The organism is Lactobacillus melliventris (assembly GCF_013346935.1).
In the GTDB taxonomy this organism is placed as follows: Bacteria; Bacillota; Bacilli; order Lactobacillales; family Lactobacillaceae; genus Lactobacillus.
In genome coordinates, this window is record NZ_JAAEEB010000002.1 from 52,428 (window position 1) to 72,676 (window position 20,249).

At 35.6% G+C, this 20,249-nt stretch carries 18 protein-coding genes; 1 reads left to right on the forward strand and 17 read right to left on the reverse strand.

Going from position 1 to position 20,249, the window contains the following annotated elements; translation table 11 throughout:
- Nucleotide 1: 1 nt before the first annotated feature.
- From GYV61_RS01830 to GYV61_RS01865, 8 genes are all read right to left on the reverse strand, one after another.
- A complete protein-coding gene (locus tag GYV61_RS01830; RefSeq protein ID WP_174794536.1) occupies nucleotides 2-1,264 on the reverse strand; it encodes a tellurium resistance protein TerC in 1,263 nt (420 codons plus the stop codon).
- On the reverse strand, nucleotides 1,261-2,379 hold the full coding sequence (locus tag GYV61_RS01835) for an ABC transporter permease subunit (protein WP_174794537.1): 1,119 nt from the start codon (nucleotides 2,377-2,379) through the stop codon (nucleotides 1,261-1,263). Before GYV61_RS01835 ends, GYV61_RS01830 begins: the two co-directional genes overlap by 4 nt.
- 228 nt (nucleotides 2,380-2,607) lie before the next feature.
- Complete coding sequence (locus GYV61_RS01840) at nucleotides 2,608-4,074, reverse strand: DUF4874 domain-containing protein (protein WP_174794538.1); 1,467 nt, start codon at nucleotides 4,072-4,074, stop codon at nucleotides 2,608-2,610.
- 13 nt (nucleotides 4,075-4,087) lie between these two features.
- Nucleotides 4,088-5,518, reverse strand: coding sequence for a DUF4874 domain-containing protein (locus tag GYV61_RS01845; protein ID WP_174794539.1), 1,431 nt, complete (start codon nucleotides 5,516-5,518; stop codon nucleotides 4,088-4,090).
- Nucleotides 5,519-5,530: 12 nt separating this feature from the next.
- Complete coding sequence (locus GYV61_RS01850) at nucleotides 5,531-6,541, reverse strand: substrate-binding domain-containing protein (protein ID WP_046324040.1); 1,011 nt, start codon at nucleotides 6,539-6,541, stop codon at nucleotides 5,531-5,533.
- A 282-nt stretch (nucleotides 6,542-6,823) separates the two neighbouring features.
- Nucleotides 6,824-7,657 (reverse strand): PTS system mannose/fructose/sorbose family transporter subunit IID, encoded by an 834-nt coding sequence (locus GYV61_RS01855; RefSeq protein ID WP_110445352.1) that lies wholly within the window; start codon nucleotides 7,655-7,657, stop codon nucleotides 6,824-6,826.
- On the reverse strand, nucleotides 7,647-8,480 hold the full coding sequence (locus GYV61_RS01860) for a PTS mannose/fructose/sorbose/N-acetylgalactosamine transporter subunit IIC (RefSeq protein WP_122025435.1): 834 nt from the start codon (nucleotides 8,478-8,480) through the stop codon (nucleotides 7,647-7,649). The genes GYV61_RS01855 and GYV61_RS01860 overlap by 11 nt, the downstream gene beginning before the upstream one ends.
- 1 nt (nucleotide 8,481) lies before the next feature.
- A complete protein-coding gene (locus GYV61_RS01865) occupies nucleotides 8,482-8,973 on the reverse strand; it encodes a PTS sugar transporter subunit IIB (protein ID WP_046324037.1) in 492 nt (163 codons plus the stop codon).
- A 166-nt stretch (nucleotides 8,974-9,139) separates the two neighbouring features.
- Between GYV61_RS01865 and GYV61_RS01870 the strand changes: the two genes are divergently transcribed.
- Nucleotides 9,140-9,532, forward strand: a complete 393-nt coding sequence (locus GYV61_RS01870) for a hypothetical protein (RefSeq protein ID WP_122025434.1) — start codon at nucleotides 9,140-9,142, stop codon at nucleotides 9,530-9,532.
- 150 nt (nucleotides 9,533-9,682) lie between these two features.
- Here GYV61_RS01870 and GYV61_RS01875 read toward each other — a convergent pair whose 3' ends face one another.
- The 9 genes from GYV61_RS01875 to GYV61_RS01915 all read right to left on the reverse strand — a co-directional run bounded on the left by GYV61_RS01875 (nucleotide 9,683) and on the right by GYV61_RS01915 (nucleotide 20,034).
- Nucleotides 9,683-11,170 carry a glycoside hydrolase family 1 protein gene (locus tag GYV61_RS01875; RefSeq protein WP_174794540.1) on the reverse strand — a complete coding sequence of 496 codons (1,488 nt, stop codon included), beginning with the start codon at nucleotides 11,168-11,170 and terminating at the stop codon, nucleotides 9,683-9,685.
- A 64-nt stretch (nucleotides 11,171-11,234) separates the two neighbouring features.
- On the reverse strand, nucleotides 11,235-11,945 hold the full coding sequence (locus tag GYV61_RS01880; RefSeq protein ID WP_174794541.1) for an SDR family NAD(P)-dependent oxidoreductase: 711 nt from the start codon (nucleotides 11,943-11,945) through the stop codon (nucleotides 11,235-11,237).
- A gap of 179 nt (nucleotides 11,946-12,124) precedes the next feature.
- Nucleotides 12,125-13,705: an ATP-binding cassette domain-containing protein gene (locus tag GYV61_RS01885; protein WP_174794542.1), complete on the reverse strand. Its 1,581-nt coding sequence runs from the start codon at nucleotides 13,703-13,705 to the stop codon at nucleotides 12,125-12,127.
- A gap of 185 nt (nucleotides 13,706-13,890) precedes the next feature.
- Nucleotides 13,891-14,274 carry a hypothetical protein gene (locus GYV61_RS01890; RefSeq protein WP_174794543.1) on the reverse strand — a complete coding sequence of 128 codons (384 nt, stop codon included), beginning with the start codon at nucleotides 14,272-14,274 and terminating at the stop codon, nucleotides 13,891-13,893.
- Nucleotides 14,275-14,341: 67 nt separating this feature from the next.
- A complete protein-coding gene (locus tag GYV61_RS01895; protein WP_338084987.1) occupies nucleotides 14,342-14,554 on the reverse strand; it encodes a helix-turn-helix transcriptional regulator in 213 nt (70 codons plus the stop codon).
- A gap of 109 nt (nucleotides 14,555-14,663) precedes the next feature.
- On the reverse strand, nucleotides 14,664-15,617 hold the full coding sequence (locus GYV61_RS01900; protein WP_174794544.1) for an NAD(P)-dependent oxidoreductase: 954 nt from the start codon (nucleotides 15,615-15,617) through the stop codon (nucleotides 14,664-14,666).
- Between the two features lie 395 nt (nucleotides 15,618-16,012).
- Nucleotides 16,013-16,228, reverse strand: coding sequence for a hypothetical protein (locus GYV61_RS01905; protein ID WP_174794545.1), 216 nt, complete (start codon nucleotides 16,226-16,228; stop codon nucleotides 16,013-16,015).
- Between the two features lie 128 nt (nucleotides 16,229-16,356).
- Nucleotides 16,357-18,303 carry a M13-type metalloendopeptidase gene (locus tag GYV61_RS01910; protein ID WP_174794546.1) on the reverse strand — a complete coding sequence of 649 codons (1,947 nt, stop codon included), beginning with the start codon at nucleotides 18,301-18,303 and terminating at the stop codon, nucleotides 16,357-16,359.
- 240 nt (nucleotides 18,304-18,543) lie between these two features.
- Nucleotides 18,544-20,034, reverse strand: a complete 1,491-nt coding sequence (locus GYV61_RS01915; RefSeq protein WP_174794547.1) for a family 1 glycosylhydrolase — start codon at nucleotides 20,032-20,034, stop codon at nucleotides 18,544-18,546.
- Nucleotides 20,035-20,249: the final 215 nt, after the last annotated feature.

Below are 20,249 nucleotides of genomic sequence, written 5' to 3' on the forward strand. Positions count from 1 at the left end.
TTTAATCACCCCGCCTAACTAAAGGAATACTTTTAATTTGGGTAAACAGAAACAGTAATATTTCAATGGCAAGCATAGCTATAAGTAGTGGCCCTAGTCCTGAGTTAAAGCCCCAACCAGGAGTATCCATTAAATAAGCTAAATTGCCTGTAGTGCTGTCACCAATTGAAAAATAAGTCATGGGCAGCTTCTCCAACACCGGATGAACAAAGCCCATTCCGAATGAGAAGTACAGTACTTTGGCACTGATGGCAAACAGACTACTGAGCATCCCTGCCACATATTCATTACGTAGAGTCAAAGACAGCAAAATTGTGAGCCTGATAAAAATAAAGGAAACAATGATTGCAAAAATAATGAATTGCAAATAATACATACCCAGCGTTTCCGTTTTAAAGATAAGTTTGAAGTCAATCCGCCCTAAATAGGCGACTGTATTCAATTTTAATGACCCCATACCATATTTAGGTGCGATACAGAGAAGAGCTATTACACTAGCTACAATAAAATCTAGTAGCACTCCTACTTCGACAACCCCTGTTTTAAGCCAGAGAATGGTTCGTTTACTTAAGGGAATATTTTCCAGTACCGTATAATATTTCCGGTCATTAGTCACAATATCAGCTGTAAAGAAGCAAACTATTACTACTAATATTAGAACTGTCCAGCCAGAAAGCGAATTTTGCATTACCTGCAAAGCCGTGCGCTCTTCTAGAATATTTTTATTCAGCGGCGTTTGCCTGTTCTTTTTACCAGCTAAAAGTGCATTGTATAAATGACGCGTGCGTTGATAACCAAAATGCCCATCCTGCTGGTAATTATTACTTTTATTATAAGCAGCTGGATACAAGAAATTTTGGTTTCCTTCTATATGAATCAGATTATCAATATATTGATAACGTTTGCTAGCATACTTAGTATATGTTTGCAAATCATTTTTCTTTAAAGCCCTTAAAAGCTGTTTATCGTATGCTAAAACTTTGGGATATGTACCAACTGCATCTATCGCACCCTTACTGGGAAAATAAAAATAACCCGGTTTATTGGAATAAGCTATCTCTTGCCGTGCTACTTTGAGAAAAGCTGTGTCCTCAATATATTCTTTTTGAATTGGTTTAGCATCGACTTGCTCAATTACTTCATGATTGGGCACACTGACCAAACCAAAATAAAGAGACATAATAATGGTAGCAATAAATAGACCAATATTTTTAGGATTGAGCAAAAATGCCTTTAATTGGAAAAGAAAATAGCGCCATCTCATCGTGCAGCCCCCTTTTTATTAACCAAATACCTAAACCAAACTACACAGACAAGTGACCAAATTAGCAATATTACTGCTGCGGTGGCAAAATTTAGTCCTGAAAATCCAGTTTTACTTGCCACAGTGCCGTTAAGCACATCATTAACGTTTAAGTATACAGACGGTAGCCAAGTAATGGCTTTAAGCAACTTGCTCGGTAAATAAGATAAAACATAAAGAGCAATGCCAATAAAGGTACTTAAATAAACATTTTTGGTTAGTTGGTTAAGAAGCAGGGTCAGACTGGTCACAAAGACCACTAAGACCGCTGTATAGAACAAAAAAATTAAGCAATCCAGCCATATAGGAATTGCCCTAATTTTATTAAAATAAAAAACATTAGGATAATTCAAACTGCGAAAGCCGTTAAGAAGGCCGGCAAACAGATATGCGCCAATTAAACCAATAATTAATGGTATTAAAGTTAAAACCAGATTAATCATTGTTTTACCTTTTACTTCATCTTCTACGCGATACGGAATGTTACGTAAAACCGTTTCATGATCTAATTTAACCATCCACACATCATTAGCAATAAGCAAGATATAAAAGAAGATCAGGACAGCTATGAAGTTCACAATATAAATTAAATAAGTTACGGATACTTTTGAGCTCATTGCAGGTGGTATATGATGCCGGTAAAGATATTTATATGTAACCAGTCTCTGATGCAGTTGGTATTTAGGGGGGACATTTAAGGTGCTGGCACCTAAATAATTATTTTGATAACCATCAAGCATAGTTTGAAATAAGTTAAGTGAACTCTCTAAATATGTTTGTGGTGACTCTAAAACTTCACCATTTTGCAGGCTGGCAATACAACCTTCCTGGGCGTTTAAATTGTCATAAGTTTGCTTATATTTTTGCTTACGTAATAAGTTACCGTTAAAATAGCTGATATTAATTTCCAGTGAGTCATAGTATGACTGCCACTGACGGTAATTGTCGCCCAGATTCTGATTTCCAACTAATAAAACGAAGAAAACCATGAACACAATTAAGGCTCCCATTAGCAGAATGTTTTTCTTGGATTTGCGTGCGATATTGAAATTGGCTTTAAAATATGTGCTCTTCATGAATAATAATACCTGACTTTATGAAACTCACTAGAAACCGGTAAAAGTAATTAATAATGATTTTATCATATTTTAATCAAATTTATTATGGCTTCTAAAGGATAGTGGCTAAATTAAAACAAAAACTAATCTCGTCTTTAATTTAAATCAAGTAAAAAAAGCCGCTGAACTAACGTTTTAAGACGTAATCCAGCAGCTTTTTAATGTTCAATTATAGTAATACGATATTTAATTAAGTGTCAGCAAATAATTATAGCCATCTGCAAAATTAATATTATTGGCCAAGCGGTTTCCCTTATTACTGTAACCAGTAAACTTAAAGGCTAAATATTTTGCTTGGCTGACTAAGGCTTTATCTACTTGCCATTTGATTGGTAAAGTTTGCAAAGGCTGTAAATGAGCAATATCAGTTACATCCTTAGCAGCCACTACGTTTTTAGCTGCATCCAGTAATACTAGTTCTGCTTTATTAATTAAGACAGGAGCAGCCAGGCCATAATTAGTTAGATTAACTTGATAGTCGATATTCTGTTCGTCATTTTGATAGCTAATATCTTTAACAGCTAAACGGTAGCCCAGATAATCCCTGATATATTCATACCAAGAACGACTTACTTCATTATCATTAGCGTCTTTAAACCATGATTTCTGATACGGTAATTTATATTGATCTAAAAGTGCAGGTGTTACTAGTTGCCGTTTCCAAGCACTCAAAGAATAGTCCTTGCCGTCTTCTTTGTAATTATGAGCTATACTCAATGAAGTAAAATGATGAGCTGCTAGACGTTGAGCAATCAGTGGTGCAGAAATTAACTGACCGTTATTGTCTGATGCATTGGCAGAACCCCAAATCATTTCACCGTCAACCGGTACAGTCTGAGATTGTTCTGCCATCGCCTGCCATTCAGCAGAATTAGGATCAGCACCGGCAGTATTCCAAACATGTGGACGACCAATCAAGTAATCATCATGGAATCCAACTCTTTGCCAATCAGAACTCTGCGGGGCAACATTCCGTGACTTGATATTGTAATATCTCACTTGAATAAATAAATCTTTAGGGGTATTAGCTAACATAGCCTGGAGAATTTCTTTTTCATTCATACGGCTGCGGGCACCGCTGTCCCACTCTCCCCAAGCTCCAATAAACCCTGCTTGTAAATTCGCTATTTGATCGCGATGCTGGGCAATCCAGGGTGCTAGCTGTTTAATATGTGCAACTACCTGCTCAGTCGTAGGTTCCTGAGACTTTGGATGAGCATCGTCCCAAATATAAGCAAAGCGCAATACAGCCTGCAAATGGTATTGCTTTAACTTTTGGAAATATTGATCCATATTATTAAAGGCAGTTTGATCTAATGGCTTGTTTTTATAATCTGTTAGATAAAAGTATACTTGTGCAAGACGCGGGTTATCAGCAGAAAATGTAGCTACCGCATTTTGCATTTGCGCTATCCCGGTTTTATCTGCATTAGCCCATAAGCCCTTGCCGGTCTTAACATTTAAATTTAACTCTAAACGAAAGCCGCGATCAGTATTGTTAGCCATTTCTTGATTTTGTTGTTCGGTTAGGGGCTTTTCGTCATATCCAGTAACGGTTGCTGCCTTTACTGAGGATAAACTTTGCTGACTTGATAAAAGAAATAGTCCTAAAAATGCAACTATTAAAGTTAGTTTCTCAAATATTTTTTTCATAATGATTCCTCGGTCATAATTTAAACCAATTGATGCCATCTGCCCACTGACACTGATTAGCCAGACGTGCCGTACTACCATTAGTAGCAAGCAGTTTGACTCCGACTTTGTCAGGCTGATCAGATTTAGTCAATGGAATAACCGTAGTTATTTCATTATTAGTTTGTAAAGTGCTTTTTTCTACTAAAGCTTTACCAATAACATCCTGCTGTTTATTCACAGCCAGCAATTCTATTTTTGCCAAAGCTAAAGGTGCAGCAAAACCTGTATTTTTCAGTGTAAGGTAAACTGCAGCATTTAAAGCAGAATTATAGCTAATTTGTGTAGTCTCTATGCGATAGCCTAAATAATCACGTAAATATTCAAAATAATTTCGTTTAATTGGCTGCTTTTTCTGATCCCAAAACCATGAAGATTGATATGGCCAATGCTTTTCATCTAATAAACCCGGTGTAACAGGAACATGCTTCCAATATTCAAATGAACCTGTTTGAGGGAATTTAAGCCCTTCTGGTTTGCCAGTTCTCTTTAATTCATTTTCTAGCGTCACGTTAAAATATGAATTAGTTTCTATTTCATGGTAATTATGCGCAATACTCAAAGTAGTGAAATGATTCTCAACCATTCTTTGCGTCATCAATTCAGGAGCGACATATTTTGTTTCTAAATACATAGGATTGGCAAATAACCAAATGCTTTCCCCATCAACAACTGTATTTTTTGATTCTCTTAATAGTTGCTGGTATTCATTAGATTCATGATTTTTACCAGCCGTATTCCATTCGTGGTCAATACCAATTAGAAAATCATCATGAAAGCCAATTCGCTGTTCATTCCATTTTTCAGTAACATTTATATTACGGTTTTTAATATTTAAGTAGCGTACTTGAACCGTCAAATCTTGGGGAGAATTTAACAACAAACTATGAAGAATAGTTGATTCATCAGTAGTATCACGAGCATGTTGCGACCACTCACCCCAAGGGCCAATGATTCCTGCTTGTAAAGCGTGAATCTGCCTGCGGTGTTCCTGCAGCCAACCTGATAACTGCTCCAAATGTTGCTGTACCCTGTGTACACTAGGAGCTTGTCTATAAGGCCTCTTATCTTCAGAAATATATGCAAAACGCAGCAGTGCCTTTAAGTTTAACTTAGCAAGTTCGTCAAAAAAGGCATTCATGTGGTTAAAAGCTTGTGCATCCAGTGGTTTATGTTGATAACCTGTTAAGTAAAAATAAACCTGCACTATTCGCGGCTGATCATCGGTATACAGTGACGCTTCTCTTTTCAAAGCAGCGATAGCATCTTGATCAGCATATTCATAAATGCTCTTACCTGTTTTTACATCTAAATAAACTTCAAAGCGAAAGCCACGATCAGGATTTATTAATAAAGTCTTAGTCTGATCTCCACTTAACTGCTTGGGATAATAATTTGACATCATTGGCCTCCAATATTAATTGCCAGTACTTTCTCGCAAAATTAGTTTAACTTCTAATAACGTTGTAGCGGCGCGCGTCTTTTTTTCTATTATGTCTTCTCTAATTAAATGGACAGCAGTTATACCCAGGTCTTTTTCCGGAACAGAAACTGATGACAATCTGGGAATATAATATTGCGCCATTTGAATATTATCGAACCCAATAATATGGTAATCGGCAGGAGCATGAAAACCTTTTGTATGCAATTCCTGCATTATTCCAATTGCCAATTGATCATTTCCAGCTAAAATTCCTTTGGGTAAAGTAGGTAATTGTGCAATTTCTTTACCCGCCTGGACGCCATCTTCAATGCTCCAACCCGGAGTAAGAATTGAACACTCATCTTGATCATGCAGTTTCATCCACTCCCGATAGCAATTTAAACGAACCTCACCTTTTGCTTGAGTTTTTTCTCCTTGCAAATTAGTCATATAACGGGGACCACCAACATATACAATATTGGTTTGAGCAAATTTTTCTAGTTGTGTTAAAGCTTCTTTTACTCCAGCAGTTAAATTAGCATTAACCAGCTTGACGGAATTATTTTTATATCTTGCTTCAATAATGACGATATTAGAGTTTAATTTTTTTAGTTCGCTAATGGCTGATTCGGACAAGCCGCCGATAACAATCACGCCGTCCCAATAATACAGTCCATCCCAAAATGAACTATCCAAAGAGTTATTTAAATAATAGATAGAACTCAATGTCATTTTTTCTCTTTTGAGTTCTTCAATGATTCCCTGTTTTATTTGTTGGTAATACGTATATTCTGCTACTTGATCCAAGTCCATAGTTGTTAATACACCAACAACTGGACATTTTTTACTTTTATTTTTGATATGATAATTTAATTTTTTTGTAGCCGCTAAAACTTTGGTCCGTGTTTGATCAGTAACACTTAAAGAAGTGTCATCATTTAATATTCGTGAGACTGTACTTGCTGAAACACCTGCTAACTTAGCTACCTGTCTGATATTAGCCATCTTATCTTCTCGTCTTTCATATTTGGGTGTTATAACAGGTGCTATTAATATAAATTTCTTAAAAATATAAACTTTTAGAACCTGATATTCTACACATAATTGTTGCTATTACGGCATTTTTGCAATTATGATAACAAATATTTTTTGCAGTTCAAAGAAAAGACGGTTGTATTATTATTGAAAAATACATCCGTTTTTTCTTACTTTACCTGCTTAAATTTAGTAATATGCTTTTTCTCAGCAGATAATCTGATTACTTATTAATTTCTATATTTCATGCTATTAGGCAACAACTTTCAAGTTGAACAAAACAATAGCCAAGATTAGAACAAACCAAGTTGCTCTAGTTGAGTTCATATGTTTGCGATCCAGTAGCCAATAAATAAAGGCAACTAGTAAAACTGGCATAAGCGATGGCATAATCTGATTAAAGATATCCTGCAATTTCATCGAAACTTTCCCAGCTCTAAAGATGAACGGAATCTTTAACGTAATAACAGTTGGAATTAAAGCTCCTACAACCGTTACCCCCAGCAAAGTTGCTGAGTCAGTCAGTGCATTAAGCTTAGAACTCATTGAAGTAACTAAGTTGACACCTTGCTTGTAGGCAAATGGCATCCAAGTATAAGCCCAAATGTAGAGAACGCCTAGTGCAACCATCCATAAAATAGCGCCAAACGGATTACCTTTAAGGGCCATGTATGATGCAATCGCACCAAAGATAGTTGATTGAACGGTACCTAATAAAGTATCACCTACGGCAGCAAATGGTCCCATAAGACCAGTTTTAATACCTCTTACACCGTCAACTGACTTAATACCCTCTTTTTCTTCAAGAGCAATATCGACACCTTGGATAATAGAACCCATATGCGGACTAGTGTTAAAGTATTCAGACTGCACCCGCATCATTTTCTTCATATCTTCAGGCTTGTCACCATACAACTTACGTAAGATTGGCATTTGTGAACCAACATAACCTGGAGCCATCATAGTTTCGTAGTTCCAGCTTAATGCAGAGGTAAAAATCCAGCGTAAGTTAGCGCTACGAATATCTTTTTTAGTTAACTTATGACTTTGCTCCGTCGTAGTCTTTTCTGTAGTATTATTCTTCATCACCGGTAATTACTCCTTTATCATCAATACCCATTTCAGCAGCTTTTTGTGTATCTAAGCCATTACTGTCGCCACCAGATTGGTTCTTATTATGAATGATAGAATTATAATGATTAATGGCAAAGCCGACTCCGATCAGCGCTACACCAAGCATTGGCACATTTAAGTAAGCAGCAGCTACAAAGCCAAAAATCATGTACGCACCAAATTTCTTAATAGGCAGATAATGCATTAAGATGGCAATACCAACAGCTGGTAACATAGTTCCGGCAGATTTTAATCCACCCATTAACCATTGTGGCATGTAATTCAGCACATTTTTGACAAATGCTTCACCAAAAATTAGCACCAATAATACGGGCACTGACCGTGAAAGCCCCCACGGAATAGCCCCATAAAGACTATTTCGTACAACAGCTTTATCATCGTTACGATCGATTGCCTTATCAATTCTGTGTGCAAAGTAGGTATTAGCAAAACGAGCCAAAATATCAAGTTGCACCATCAATAGGCCAACAGGAATAGCAACACCAATACCGTAGTTAATTCCTTTTCCTGAAATATGTGCAATTGCAGTACCTATGATTGCTCCAGTAGCATAATCAGGAATCGAAGCACCACCAAAAGTACCGACACCCAATATCATTAACTGTAATGTTGCCCCTACGGCCAAACCTAATTTCATATCACCGACAATCAGTCCTGCAATTAATCCAGCGTTAACTGGGTTACCAAAACCAATACCAACTGTGACAATTTCATTGATTTGGAAGAAAGCAAACAAAGACAGCAAAATTATTTGAACTACACTCAATGAATTCATATTATTTCTCCATCCGTTTATTTAATTCAGACATAAAGTCTTCTCTAGAATCGTTCGGGACCATCTGGTGGTAAAGCTTTACTCCCCGAGCATCAAGTTCTTTAAAAGCCTTTATTTCTTCGTCATTTACTCCCACGCTCTTGAACAGTTGCAGTCTGCCTTCACCACTTGGCAAGTTACCAACGTTAACTTCTTTAATTGGTACTCCTGCATCAACCATCTGAACCAGAGCTTCCGGTTCACGTGTAATAATAAATATTTTTTGGTCGGCGTAACGGCCTTGAACAATATTGTTACTTGCACGATCCGGTGGCAAAATACTTAAAGCTGCCTGGGTAGGACGAGCTAACTTCAAAGCTGTTTTTTCCAAGTCATCTTTAGATACTTTATCGCCAACAACCATTAGTCGTTCTGCTCCTAATTGCCCAGTCCACACACGAGCTACTTGACCATGAATTAGACGGCTATCAACTCTGACATTTACTAACTGCACAATTCATTACCTCCTTCTTGTTATCGCTTACATCAACTTACACTAAAATTATAGTTTATATATTTTGTTTTGTAAACATAATTTTTTTTAGTAAACAACATTGACATTGATTTGTTTTATTAATAAGCTAATCTTAAACAACTATTATTAAAGAAAGCGTGCCGGTATGATTACAGTTCAACGATCAAAAAATAATATTTCAATGGGTAAACCTACAACTGTAATAGTCAATGGTTTAAGGGTAGGCAGTATCGCTGCAGGTTATGCTTTAAAACTAAACTTAAAAAAAGGAGACACACTGCAACTCACCCAAGGCGGATTAAATCGCTCGCCCAAAATGATTATTAATAAGACTGACGCTCATTATAAAGTTATTCCTAATCCCAAGTCCTCTGTCTTAATAGCCGTCATGGTCGCAGCTTTATTATTAATCCCGCCTATGATTAAAAGCTATGTTCCCTTTTCACAAAATGTTTCAGCAATTATTATTTTTTTAATCTTTTTACTTATTGAATTAGTTTTCAATTTCCGCTGTGGTTTACTTATCGAAGAAATTTAATTAAGTGCAGCAAATGTTGCAGTTTTAACTTTTATATGCAAAAAAGCTGATAATTGTCGCTTTACCCGACATTTATCAGCTTTCTTACATTAGTATTGGTAAACAAAACAATTAAGAGCTAACACAAAACTAATTTTCCTGAATTAAATTTTATTTAAGTGATTGGCCATTCGTTTCTATTACATTTTTATACCAATATGCCGATTTTTTAAGCATCCGTTTATATGTTCCTTTTCCATCATTATGCTTATCTACATAAATTAAGCCATATCGCTTATCCATTTCACCAGTACCTGCAGAAACTAGGTCTATACAACCCCACATTGTATATCCCATTAAATCAACACCATCTTTTTCAACTGCGTCAAGCATCGATTTTAAGTTCATTTTTAAATATTTAATTCTATAATCATCTTCAATTTTTCCATTTTCATTTATTTTATCAATAGCACCTAAACCATTTTCAACAATCCATAATGGTTTATGGTACCTATCATATAATGTATTTAAAGCTATTCTGAGCGAGTTGGGATCTAAAGCCCAGCCCCAGTCATTTGTTTCAAGATATGGATTTTTCACACCAGCTTGTAAATTAGCTGAAAAGTCTGTCTCTCCATTATGAGTAGTAACTGTATTTGAAGTGTAACAAGAAAAGCTTAAGAAATCGGCTCTAAAATGATTAATTAACTCGTAATCTTTAGGAGTATCATTTAATTTAATATGCTCTCTCTTATATTCTTGAAGCTTATAATCAGAGTAAAAGCCTCCAGTTTGGACGTCAGCATAGAACAATGTATCTTGCATCATTTTCATTGCTGCTAACTGGTCGTTAGGATCTGAAGTTAATGCATATACTGGACTATATGCTATCATTTCCCCAACTTTTAATTCTGGATCAATTTCATGAGCCATTTTGACAGTCATAGCACTAGCAACAAATTGATTATGTGCAGCTTGAGCTCTTTTCTCTTTTGAACCATCAATTAATCCACCTGCTAAGAATGGATTTACATCCATACAATTAATTTCGTTGAATGTCAGCCAATATTTGACTCTATCATGATATCTATTAATTACTAACTCAGCATATCTCATAAATAGTTCAATTAGCTTTCTACTTTCCCAACCATTATATTTAATTGCTAAGTGTAATGGTGTTTCATAATGAGAAAGAGTTACCAAAGGCTCTATATTATATTTTTTTAGTTCATTAAATACTTTATCATAAAATTCAAGTCCTTTTTGATTCGGCTTTTTCTCCTCTCCGGTAGGAAATATTCTTGACCAATTGATACTCATGCGGAAAGTTTTAAAACCTATTTCAGCAAAAAGCTTTATATCTTCCTGGTAGTGATGATAAAAGTCTGATGCTTCATGACTTGGATAGTAATATTTTTGATCAATAACAGCTGGTACTGTTCCCTCAGGTACAACTCTTTGTCCTGAACCAAATAAGAAGTCTTTAGCGCCTGTTGCACCTGTTTTCAAATTTTTCCAAGTTACTTTTCTAGGCTTTCCATAAGAGCCATTAGTCATTACATCCGCAGTACTTAAACCTTTACCATCTTCTAAATATGCTCCTTCATATTGGTTGGCAGCCGTTGCACCACCCCATAAAAAGTTTTGATTAAATCCCATAATAGTCTCCTTAATTATTAAGAATTAAATAAAGTATCATTTTTATAGTAACACTTTTTGAAAGCTAAATTTTTAGCTTAGTTATTTGATACATCTTTGCTAAAAACTTATTTTGTAAGTCAATATTATCAACTCTAGCGTCATAATTAGTTTCTTTTAAATGATAAAAGTACTTGCCTGAAACCGCATTATTATCTAATGTTGCCAAATATACTTGCGTTGAATAACCCTGAATTAAGCTGTCCGTTGCTTGTGATCCTCCCATTCTTGTTGGTACCCAACCCGGATCTACAGTAGTCACAATAGTATTTTTATAAAGCCTTGCTATGCTTTTAGCTAGCAAAAGTACCTGCAGCTTAGAAGAAGAGTAGTCCGTATCCTTCTCTATTTGATCAATTTCCAAGCTCGCACCTAAATGCATGTTAGATGAAGTAAATATTATTTTCTTAGGAATTCTGATTAATGAGGACATTATATAAGGTGCTAAAACATTCACTTTAAAAATAAGCTCATTATTCGAACTATATACACCTGCATTATGAATAATAGTATCCAGTTGACCCAATTTATTTATTTCTTTTGAAAGTCTAATAACTTCTGACCTTTTTCCTAAATCACCTATAAAAACATTTTTTGCTTGTGGTAATTTGTTTTTTACATAAATTGCTTTTTCTTTATTTCGAGCATGTAAATAAACTTCATTACCATTTTCAATCAATTTTTTAACTGCTAAAAAACCTAACCCAGTAGTAGAACCTGTTACAAAAATTTTCATATTGTAAACTCTTTTTATATAAAAAAGGAAGTATCACCTCTAAAAGACTATATAACTAGGTCTTTTACAAGGTTATACTTCCGAAGAATAATGATCTTTTATTTATACAGATTATAAGATAATTTATCTATTTCTGCAATTCAAATTACAAAAATATTTTTCTATAGTAGTTTTATAGTTTAATGATTGCCAATATAATCATTAAAATCAATTACAGCATCATAACGCTTTAGTTCAGCCGGTTCATAATGGTGAATAACCTCAATGAAAGTAAAATCCGAATCAAACAAGTAGTCATGAATTGCTTGAGAGGTTGCCTTGTCCAAAGAAGCGTTGACTTCATCTAGTAATAAAATTGGACGTTTGGCTAAGATAGCCCTTGCCAGTTCAATTCGCGCTAATTGCCCACCTGATAATTGGTCAGCATTATCACCTAGTTGGTAGTCAAAACCTTTTTCTTTAACCAATTGTCCTAATTCTAAATGTTCACAAACTTCTGTTACCCTTTCTCTAGGAATGTCCACACCTAACGTAAGGTTAAACCATAATGAGTCGGCAAAGATGACCGCGCTTTGGCTTGAATATGCAAACACATTAGTAAAAGTACCTGGTTGTACTGCTTTTTGATTAAGCAACTCTTCTTGTGCCTGACCATAATCGCCATACATTAAATATTGGAGCATGGTGGATTTACCAGAGCCAGAAGGTCCAACGACCGCAACTTTTTGTCCTTTTGCAACTGCAAAATTAATTTGACTAGCTAGTTCTTTACCCTGCCGTTTTAAAGTCAGATTTTTCACTTCTAATTGTTTAAAATCGTCAGTAGCAACACCATTTTGCGGCTTTTGTTCCCCTTTAGCAACAAACTGCTTGATCTTGTTAACGATACCCTTCGTGGTAGATAAATTGTTTCGTTCATTTAAAATTTGCAGGATAGGGTTAACAAATGAGTTAGAAAGCTGGGTGATGGCAAATAATGCCCCTAGTGTAATTTGACCATTGACTACCAGGAATGACCCAAAAGCAAATGGTAGTAAAAAGGCACTGGCAATCGCAATAACATTAAGATAGGTATTAGTATTATTATTCAGCACATTCATTTTGGCCAGTTTTTCTTCCAGGCGTTCAACGGCACGTTTATTCTGCTTAACAGCATTGTCTTGCTTGCCGTATAAGTTAAAAGTTCCGGTGCCAGCTAAAATATTTTTGGTTTGGCTGACATACTTGTCGTTGGCCTTAGTCCAATCACCTGATGCCTTTTGAATTGGTTTTTGAAAAAAGTTGGAGACGATTGTAGGGATTGCTGAGCCCACGAAATAAATTAAGGTAACAAACCAGTTTAAATATAAAGCATAACCCAGTGCCAAAATAACGGTATAGGCATAGATCAGAATTTCAATTTCAGCTTCATAACGATTAGCTTCTAATAACTTAAAGTCGTTAGTTAAAAAACCTAAATCAGAGCTGTCTTCTTCTTTATTTAGCAGCATCCCTTTCAGCACTTTAGATCTCAACTTTGTGTTAATCTGCTTAACTGCATCGGTTTTTAAGTAATTAAATATTAATCCTGAAATTAAGATGATAGTTAAAGCTACTATGATCTGCAGCATTAAAGAAGGTAAAGCTGAAAATTGTCTTTTGGTTGCCATATTGATCAAATTGCTAAGCATATAAGCAGCAAAGATATTTAAAGTACTGTATATCAAACCGAAAACATTGAGCCAAAAGAATTTTAAATGTGAATAGTTATGGTAAATCATTATTTTTCTCCCTCAGTTTTGTTAATAATTTTTTCATTCATAAAGATGATAAATTAATTAAACTTGAGAAGAACCGTGATTACAATACTATTTAACTAAGAGGTCACTATCAGGAATGTAAGTGGGACAAATTTTATACTAAAATGCAAAACCAGTTTTATAACCCTGTAAATACTTAGACCTTACTAATTTCTAAGTTCATTAGTAATACCCATAATTACCTCAATTAATAATAATAAGTTCCATAAAACACTTAAAGTAGCGGCAATGGTTATCAATATTATGACCAGTGTCGTAAACCCTTGAGCTTCATACATGAACGCCGCCCCAATTAGAAAGACCAGGCTCAGAATATAAATTAACCAGTTAGCTATTTTATACATTTGGTGATCAGTTTTCACTGCAATAAACTCATCACGCTCGTCTTCATCATCTTTATCTGTGCCCACAGTTTTGGCTTTATAAAAAAGATAAACAGCAAAACTAATAGCAAAAACTGCATAAATAATATTTTTCGGTATATCGGTTTGTCTGCGGTGCTGCAGAATCTCTAAACTGATCAGCGCCAACTCAAGAAGTGCTAATAATGTAAAAAAGGATGCTGAGAAATAATATTTGAGCTTTCTTTTCTTATTCTTATTCTTTTTCTATATATTCCTGTAAACAAAATAAGGTTGCAATATCAGTTTTAAAAACTTGCGCCAGTTTATACGCCAAGACGAGTGAGGGCTTATATTTCCCCTTTTCTACTGAGATAATCGTTCGCTCAGTAACACCCACTTTAGCGGCAAGTTCACGCTGCGTTAAGTGCAGCTTTTTTCTATTTTCCTTAACTAAATTTTTGATAATCTCACCTTCTCATTAACATGAAGTATACTTCATGTAGTTAGCTTCATATATATTACAGTAAAAGAAAAAAGCCAAGTAAAACTTGGTTTTTATTCATACTTATTTTGTGCTAATTAACTTGGTTTAATGGCTTGTGATCCCTTAAATATGAAATTAGATTTTGTGAAGCCTCAGTAGTAATATTTGTGCGAGCAGCCAGGGTGCCAGAACCCGCGTGAGGTGACAAAATTACATTGTCTAATTCGCAGAGTGCTTGTGGCACATTGGGTTCAGTTTCATAGACATCTAACCCTGCTCCAGCAATATCACCGTTTTGCAAAGCGGCAATTAAATCATTTTGTTTAATCAATTTACCCCGAGCAACATTGATAATATAAGCTGTCTTTTTCATTTGTTTAAAAACTTGGGCGTTGAAAACGCCTGCTGTAGCAGGAGTTGCAGGAGCATGCAGAGTAATTACATCAGCTGTTTTAACTAAAGTAGCAAAATCTACATAATGAACATTCTTTTTTGCTTCCTCTGCAGAACTTAAACGATGTCTATTATGGTAAATAACTTTCATGCCAAAAACTTGGGCATACTTTGCTACCTGAGAACCAATGCGCCCCATACCGTAAATGCCTAGCGTCTTCCCCTGGAGCCCTGTTCCCATATTTTCCGGCTGAGAAACATTAACCCATTTTCCTTGACGAATTGTTTTGTCATAAAAGTGCAGGCGTCTTACAGTTGCTAACATTAAGGCAAATGTCATTTCAGCAGTGGGAATGAGGACACTTTTAGGACAATTGGCCACAACAATTCCTTTTTGCTTTGCATAATCAATATCAATGTGATCAAAGCCAACGCCATTAGCGGTAATGATTTTTAAATTAGTGCCGGCATCAATCAGTTCCCGATCGCCTTTCATTCCAGTAAGTATCAACCCATCGTATTCAGCTAAATGCGCTAAAACCCACGCTCTACCAACTGTTTCTGGTTTACAAGTTACTGTGAAATTCTTTTTTAACTCCGTTAGACCTGCATCTGGGACAATTCCAGTTACCAAAATCTTTATCTTACTCATTTTTAGCCTCCTTTGGTTCACAAGTATTTTTCTCTTATTTGATCATTATCTAAAAAGTTTTAAATTGAGCCATCATAATTATTATTAACTTAATGATAATTATACTTTAGTATTACTCTCCCATCAAAAACACCTGACAATATTCAAATCTTGTCAGGTGTTTTGTCTTATTTATTTTCTTTTGCTTATTGCAGCGGCAACTTCTTAAGGGTTGTTTCCGTTTAATATAATGAAATATTCCAAAGAAATAACTTGTGAACATTTATTCTGAGAAAAATACTTTTTTGTGCGCTAGGTTTCTATGAGCTGGTTCAAAAATAAAACCAGCAGCCTTTCCTTTTCCGGTCGCATATTTATTTAGGGCAATTTTAATGGCACAATATTCCCTTTTTATCTTACTTATCCCTTGTCAGTTTTAAAATTACACTGACCGCTGTTGCCGCACTAGCAGCTACAATTAACCAACCAAGAGCATTCTGCGGTCGGTTATATGCAATAACCGGAGCCATACTCCACAACTGATTGTTAGAGATAGCAACTGCAACAATGCCAATCACAACAAGCCACAAAACAATTGCCAATATAGTAGTTAGTCTTTGAATATTTTTCATTATTATTTTCTCCTGCCTAAAAAATTATTTTTACTATTCTTCTAGCATCACGTGCTGGACTTATATCTGTTTTAGCACAAAGCAGGAGCTGATTTTCTTAAAAAATACTTAATTTATAGTATCAAATTTTACCAGACTTGTACTCGTTTATCCGGATCAAGCCACATACCGTCTCCTTCTTTAACATTGAAAGCTTGATAAAACTCATCTTGACATTGTACCTGCACATTTGCTCGAGCCTGAGAAAGTGCATGAACATCAGATGCGGCGACTAATTGCCAAAATTCAGGCTTAGCGTTTGTTGCCCAAATTCGCGCATAGTTTTCAAACAAAATTTTGGCGTCTCCACCTTCTTGCTTATTAGCTGCAACAGCTACTGTCAAGCCACCCTGATCACCAATATTTTCTGAAACTGTTAATTTACCGTTGATTTTGCTCGTACCGACCTCAACACCGTCAAATAGTTTAATTTCAGCTTCGACCCTTTTATTAAACTCGGCATAGTCTTCATCAGTCCACCAGTTTTTCATATTACCTAATTCATCAAATTGAGCACCGTTGTTGTCAAACGCATGCGAAATTTCATGACCTACAACTGCACCAAAACCACCGTAATTAGCTGCACGATCTTGCTGTAGGTCATAAAAAGGCTTTTGCAGTAAAAGTGCTGGGAAGGTAATGTCATTACTTGGCGGATTATAACAAGCATTTGGTTCTACCGCCGACATTATCCAAAGTGTGCGGTCAACGGGTCTGTTAATATCTGCAAAGTTATCCTTAAGCTTAATCTGGCTATTTGCTTTAACATTACTATATAAGCTGCCACCCTCTAAAGCCGGTGTTACTTTGAATTTGTCATAAAACCCTTGAACATGCTCTGGATAGCCAATTTTTAAGACTAAAGTATCTAGCTTCTTTAATGCCTTTTTCTTAGTGGTATCTGACAGCCAAGTATTCTTTTTTAAATGATCTTGGTAAACCGCAATCATATTCTTAACAATTTTAGTAGCATCAGCTTTGGCTTCAGCACCCAAGTATTTTTCACCATAATATTGACCAATGACATCGCCAAATAATCTGACCGTCTCATCATAAGCAAAGCGCTCGTCTGTAACTAAAGAATCTATGCCGTACATTGCTTTTCTTAGTGGCAGTATTGCCTTTCTAAATTTACGTGATAAATATCCAGCTGCTTGATTAATAAAATACCCGATTAGCCAACCCTTTAGTTCAGCAAAATGCTCTTCATTAAACAATTCATCAAATTTAGCTAAATAGCCTGGCTCAGTAACATTAACTTTCTTAGCAGTTTCAAGTCCATTTTCTTTCATCAAATCAGCTAAATGAATATTTTTACTCTGGTTTGCAAATTCTGTCAGACCCATTGGATGATACATATTTTCAATTTTAGAATTATACTCTGCTGATTGATAAACCTGCGCCAAACGCTGATCCAATTTAACTGCTCCTGTGGCGTATTGTTCAGCTTCAGCCTGCTTAATACCACTCATTACCAGCAAATTAATGGTTTGCTTTTGCCAAACATCAAGCAAGTCGGCAGTTTTTTCATTACCATAATAACTGGTATCGGCCAAAATCAAATTTTGCCGGTAAAAAGTGACAATATTTAGTTGTGCATCCTTAAAATCTGGTTCCACTTCAAATTTGAAGGGCAAGTTGTCGGCTAGCAACAAATTCGTTAAGTTCTTATTGACATCAGCTAAATTATTGAGACTGGTTAAAAAAGTCAAGTCTTCCTTAATTGGAGCAGCACCGTCAGCAGCTCTTTTTTCTTCGTCTTCAGCTACCCGGTAAAATTCAACTGCTTTGTTAAGATTCTTAACTTGGGGAACTGGTTTTTTACCAGCAACAAAAGCAGAAAAATCTTTTAAAAGGTGTTTACGCGTTTGTTTATCTGCTATATCAAAACTACTAATCCACGGCTCACCTGCAGGGACAGGATTGTCCTTTAGCCATTTTGAATTTACAGCCAAGTAAAGGTTATCTTGTTCACGAGTATTTACATCTGGCTTAGTAGTATCGCCAAAGCCACCACGAATATTAAATTTAGTCATTTTTTTCTCCTTGTTTTAATTTTTTTATTATCATAATGTTACATTAACAAAGCAAGACCACTAAAAAAATGTCGTATTCGAAATTTTAAGTTTTTTATTAAAAAGTATAAAAATTCGGAGCACGTGTAAAATTGCACACAAAAAAGCCCTACTTTTTTAAAAATAGAGCTTTTTAATGTAGCTGAAACCAATTTTTAGCCTAAAATTTACTGAATTAATTGCTTTCTTACAAGGATCCGGCTAATTAGATAAATCTTCACCGTTAGAAGCGATGACCTTTTTATACCAGTTAAAAGAATCCTTTGGTATACGCTTCAAACTACCGTTTCCTTGATCATCCCGGTCTACATAAACGAAACCATATCTTTTAGACATCTCACCCGTGCCAGCAGAAACTAAGTCAATACAGCCCCACATTTCATAACCCATAAGGTCAATTCCATCTATATCAACGGCTTCTTTCATAGATTTAATATTACTTTGTAAGTATTCAATGCGATACGGATCATGAATCTTGCCATCTTCAGTGACTTGATCACGCGCTCCCAAGCCGTTTTCAACAATCCAAAGCGGTTTATGATAACGGTCCCACAATACATTAAGAGCATAGCGCAATACGTAAGGGTCAGTTTGCCAGCCCCACTCACTACTCTTTAAGTAGGGATTTTTAACACCTGCTGCGAAATTGCCACCAGCTGTAGCAGCTTGATCCTTATGAACTGTAGTTGTAGATGAAGAATAGCAGGAAAAGCTTAAAAAGTCGGCTGAATATTCTTTCAGTAAATCGTAGTCTTCTGGACAATCATCAAGCTTTATACCATTTCTCTTATATTCTGCAATCTTATATTCTGGGTACCTGCCACCAGTTTGCACGTCAGAATAAAACAAAAAGCTGTGCATATCATTCATAACTTTTATCTGGTCTGCAGGATCACAAGTATACGGATACTCTGCTGTAAATGCGAGCATTTGACCAACTTTATTATAAGGATCTATTTCATGACCAGCCTTTACAGTTAAGGCGCTTGCTACAAACTGGTTATGAGCAGCCTGAGCAATATCTTGAGAAGTGGGATTTAAAATTCCACCTGCCATATAACCTGAAAAATTTAAGGCGTTTATTTCATTAAATGTCAGCCAGTATTTAACTAGACCTTTATAACGCTTCATTACCGTTTCAGCATATCTAGTAAACAGGTATATTAATTTTCTATTATTCCAACCACCATATTTAATCGTTAAATTTAGTGGCATTTCATAGTGTGACAAAGTTACTAGCGGCTCAATATGGTACTTTTGCAGTTCCTCAAAAACAGATTGATAGAATTTTAATCCCTTTTCATTAGGCTCTTCATCATCGCCATTAGGAAAAATTCTGGTCCAGTTGATAGACATTCTAAAGCATTTAAAACCCATCTCAGCCATTAACTTGATATCTTCTCGATAATGATGATAAAAATCCGTTGATTTATGACTAGGATAGTAATACCCATCAAGAACAGCTGGCACAGCATTCTCAGGAAAGTTCATCTTATCAATATCCATGCTTAAAGGCACATAACCTGTTTCCCCAGTTTTAGGGTTTTTCCATGTTATTTTTCTAGGATTTTCATAGGAACCCTGTGTGATCACATCTGCAGCACTAAGTCCTTTACCGTCAACATCAAAGGCTCCTTCATATTGGTTAGCGGCAGTCGCGCCACCCCATAAAAAATCTTTCTTAAAACTCATTTTTATACCTCATTTCTAAATTTAATTTTGAGAAACACTTTGCTCTTTTTCATAAAGCTGCTTGTCGTAGGCTTTAAAGAAAGGATACCAATACCCGTAAAATCAAGCCAATAATAATTATTCCAGCGTAGAATTTAATACTTAATTTCTGCTTCAAGCTTGCCATTACTATTTCTGAATTATACTAACTTCTCGCACCACTTTAATTATAATGA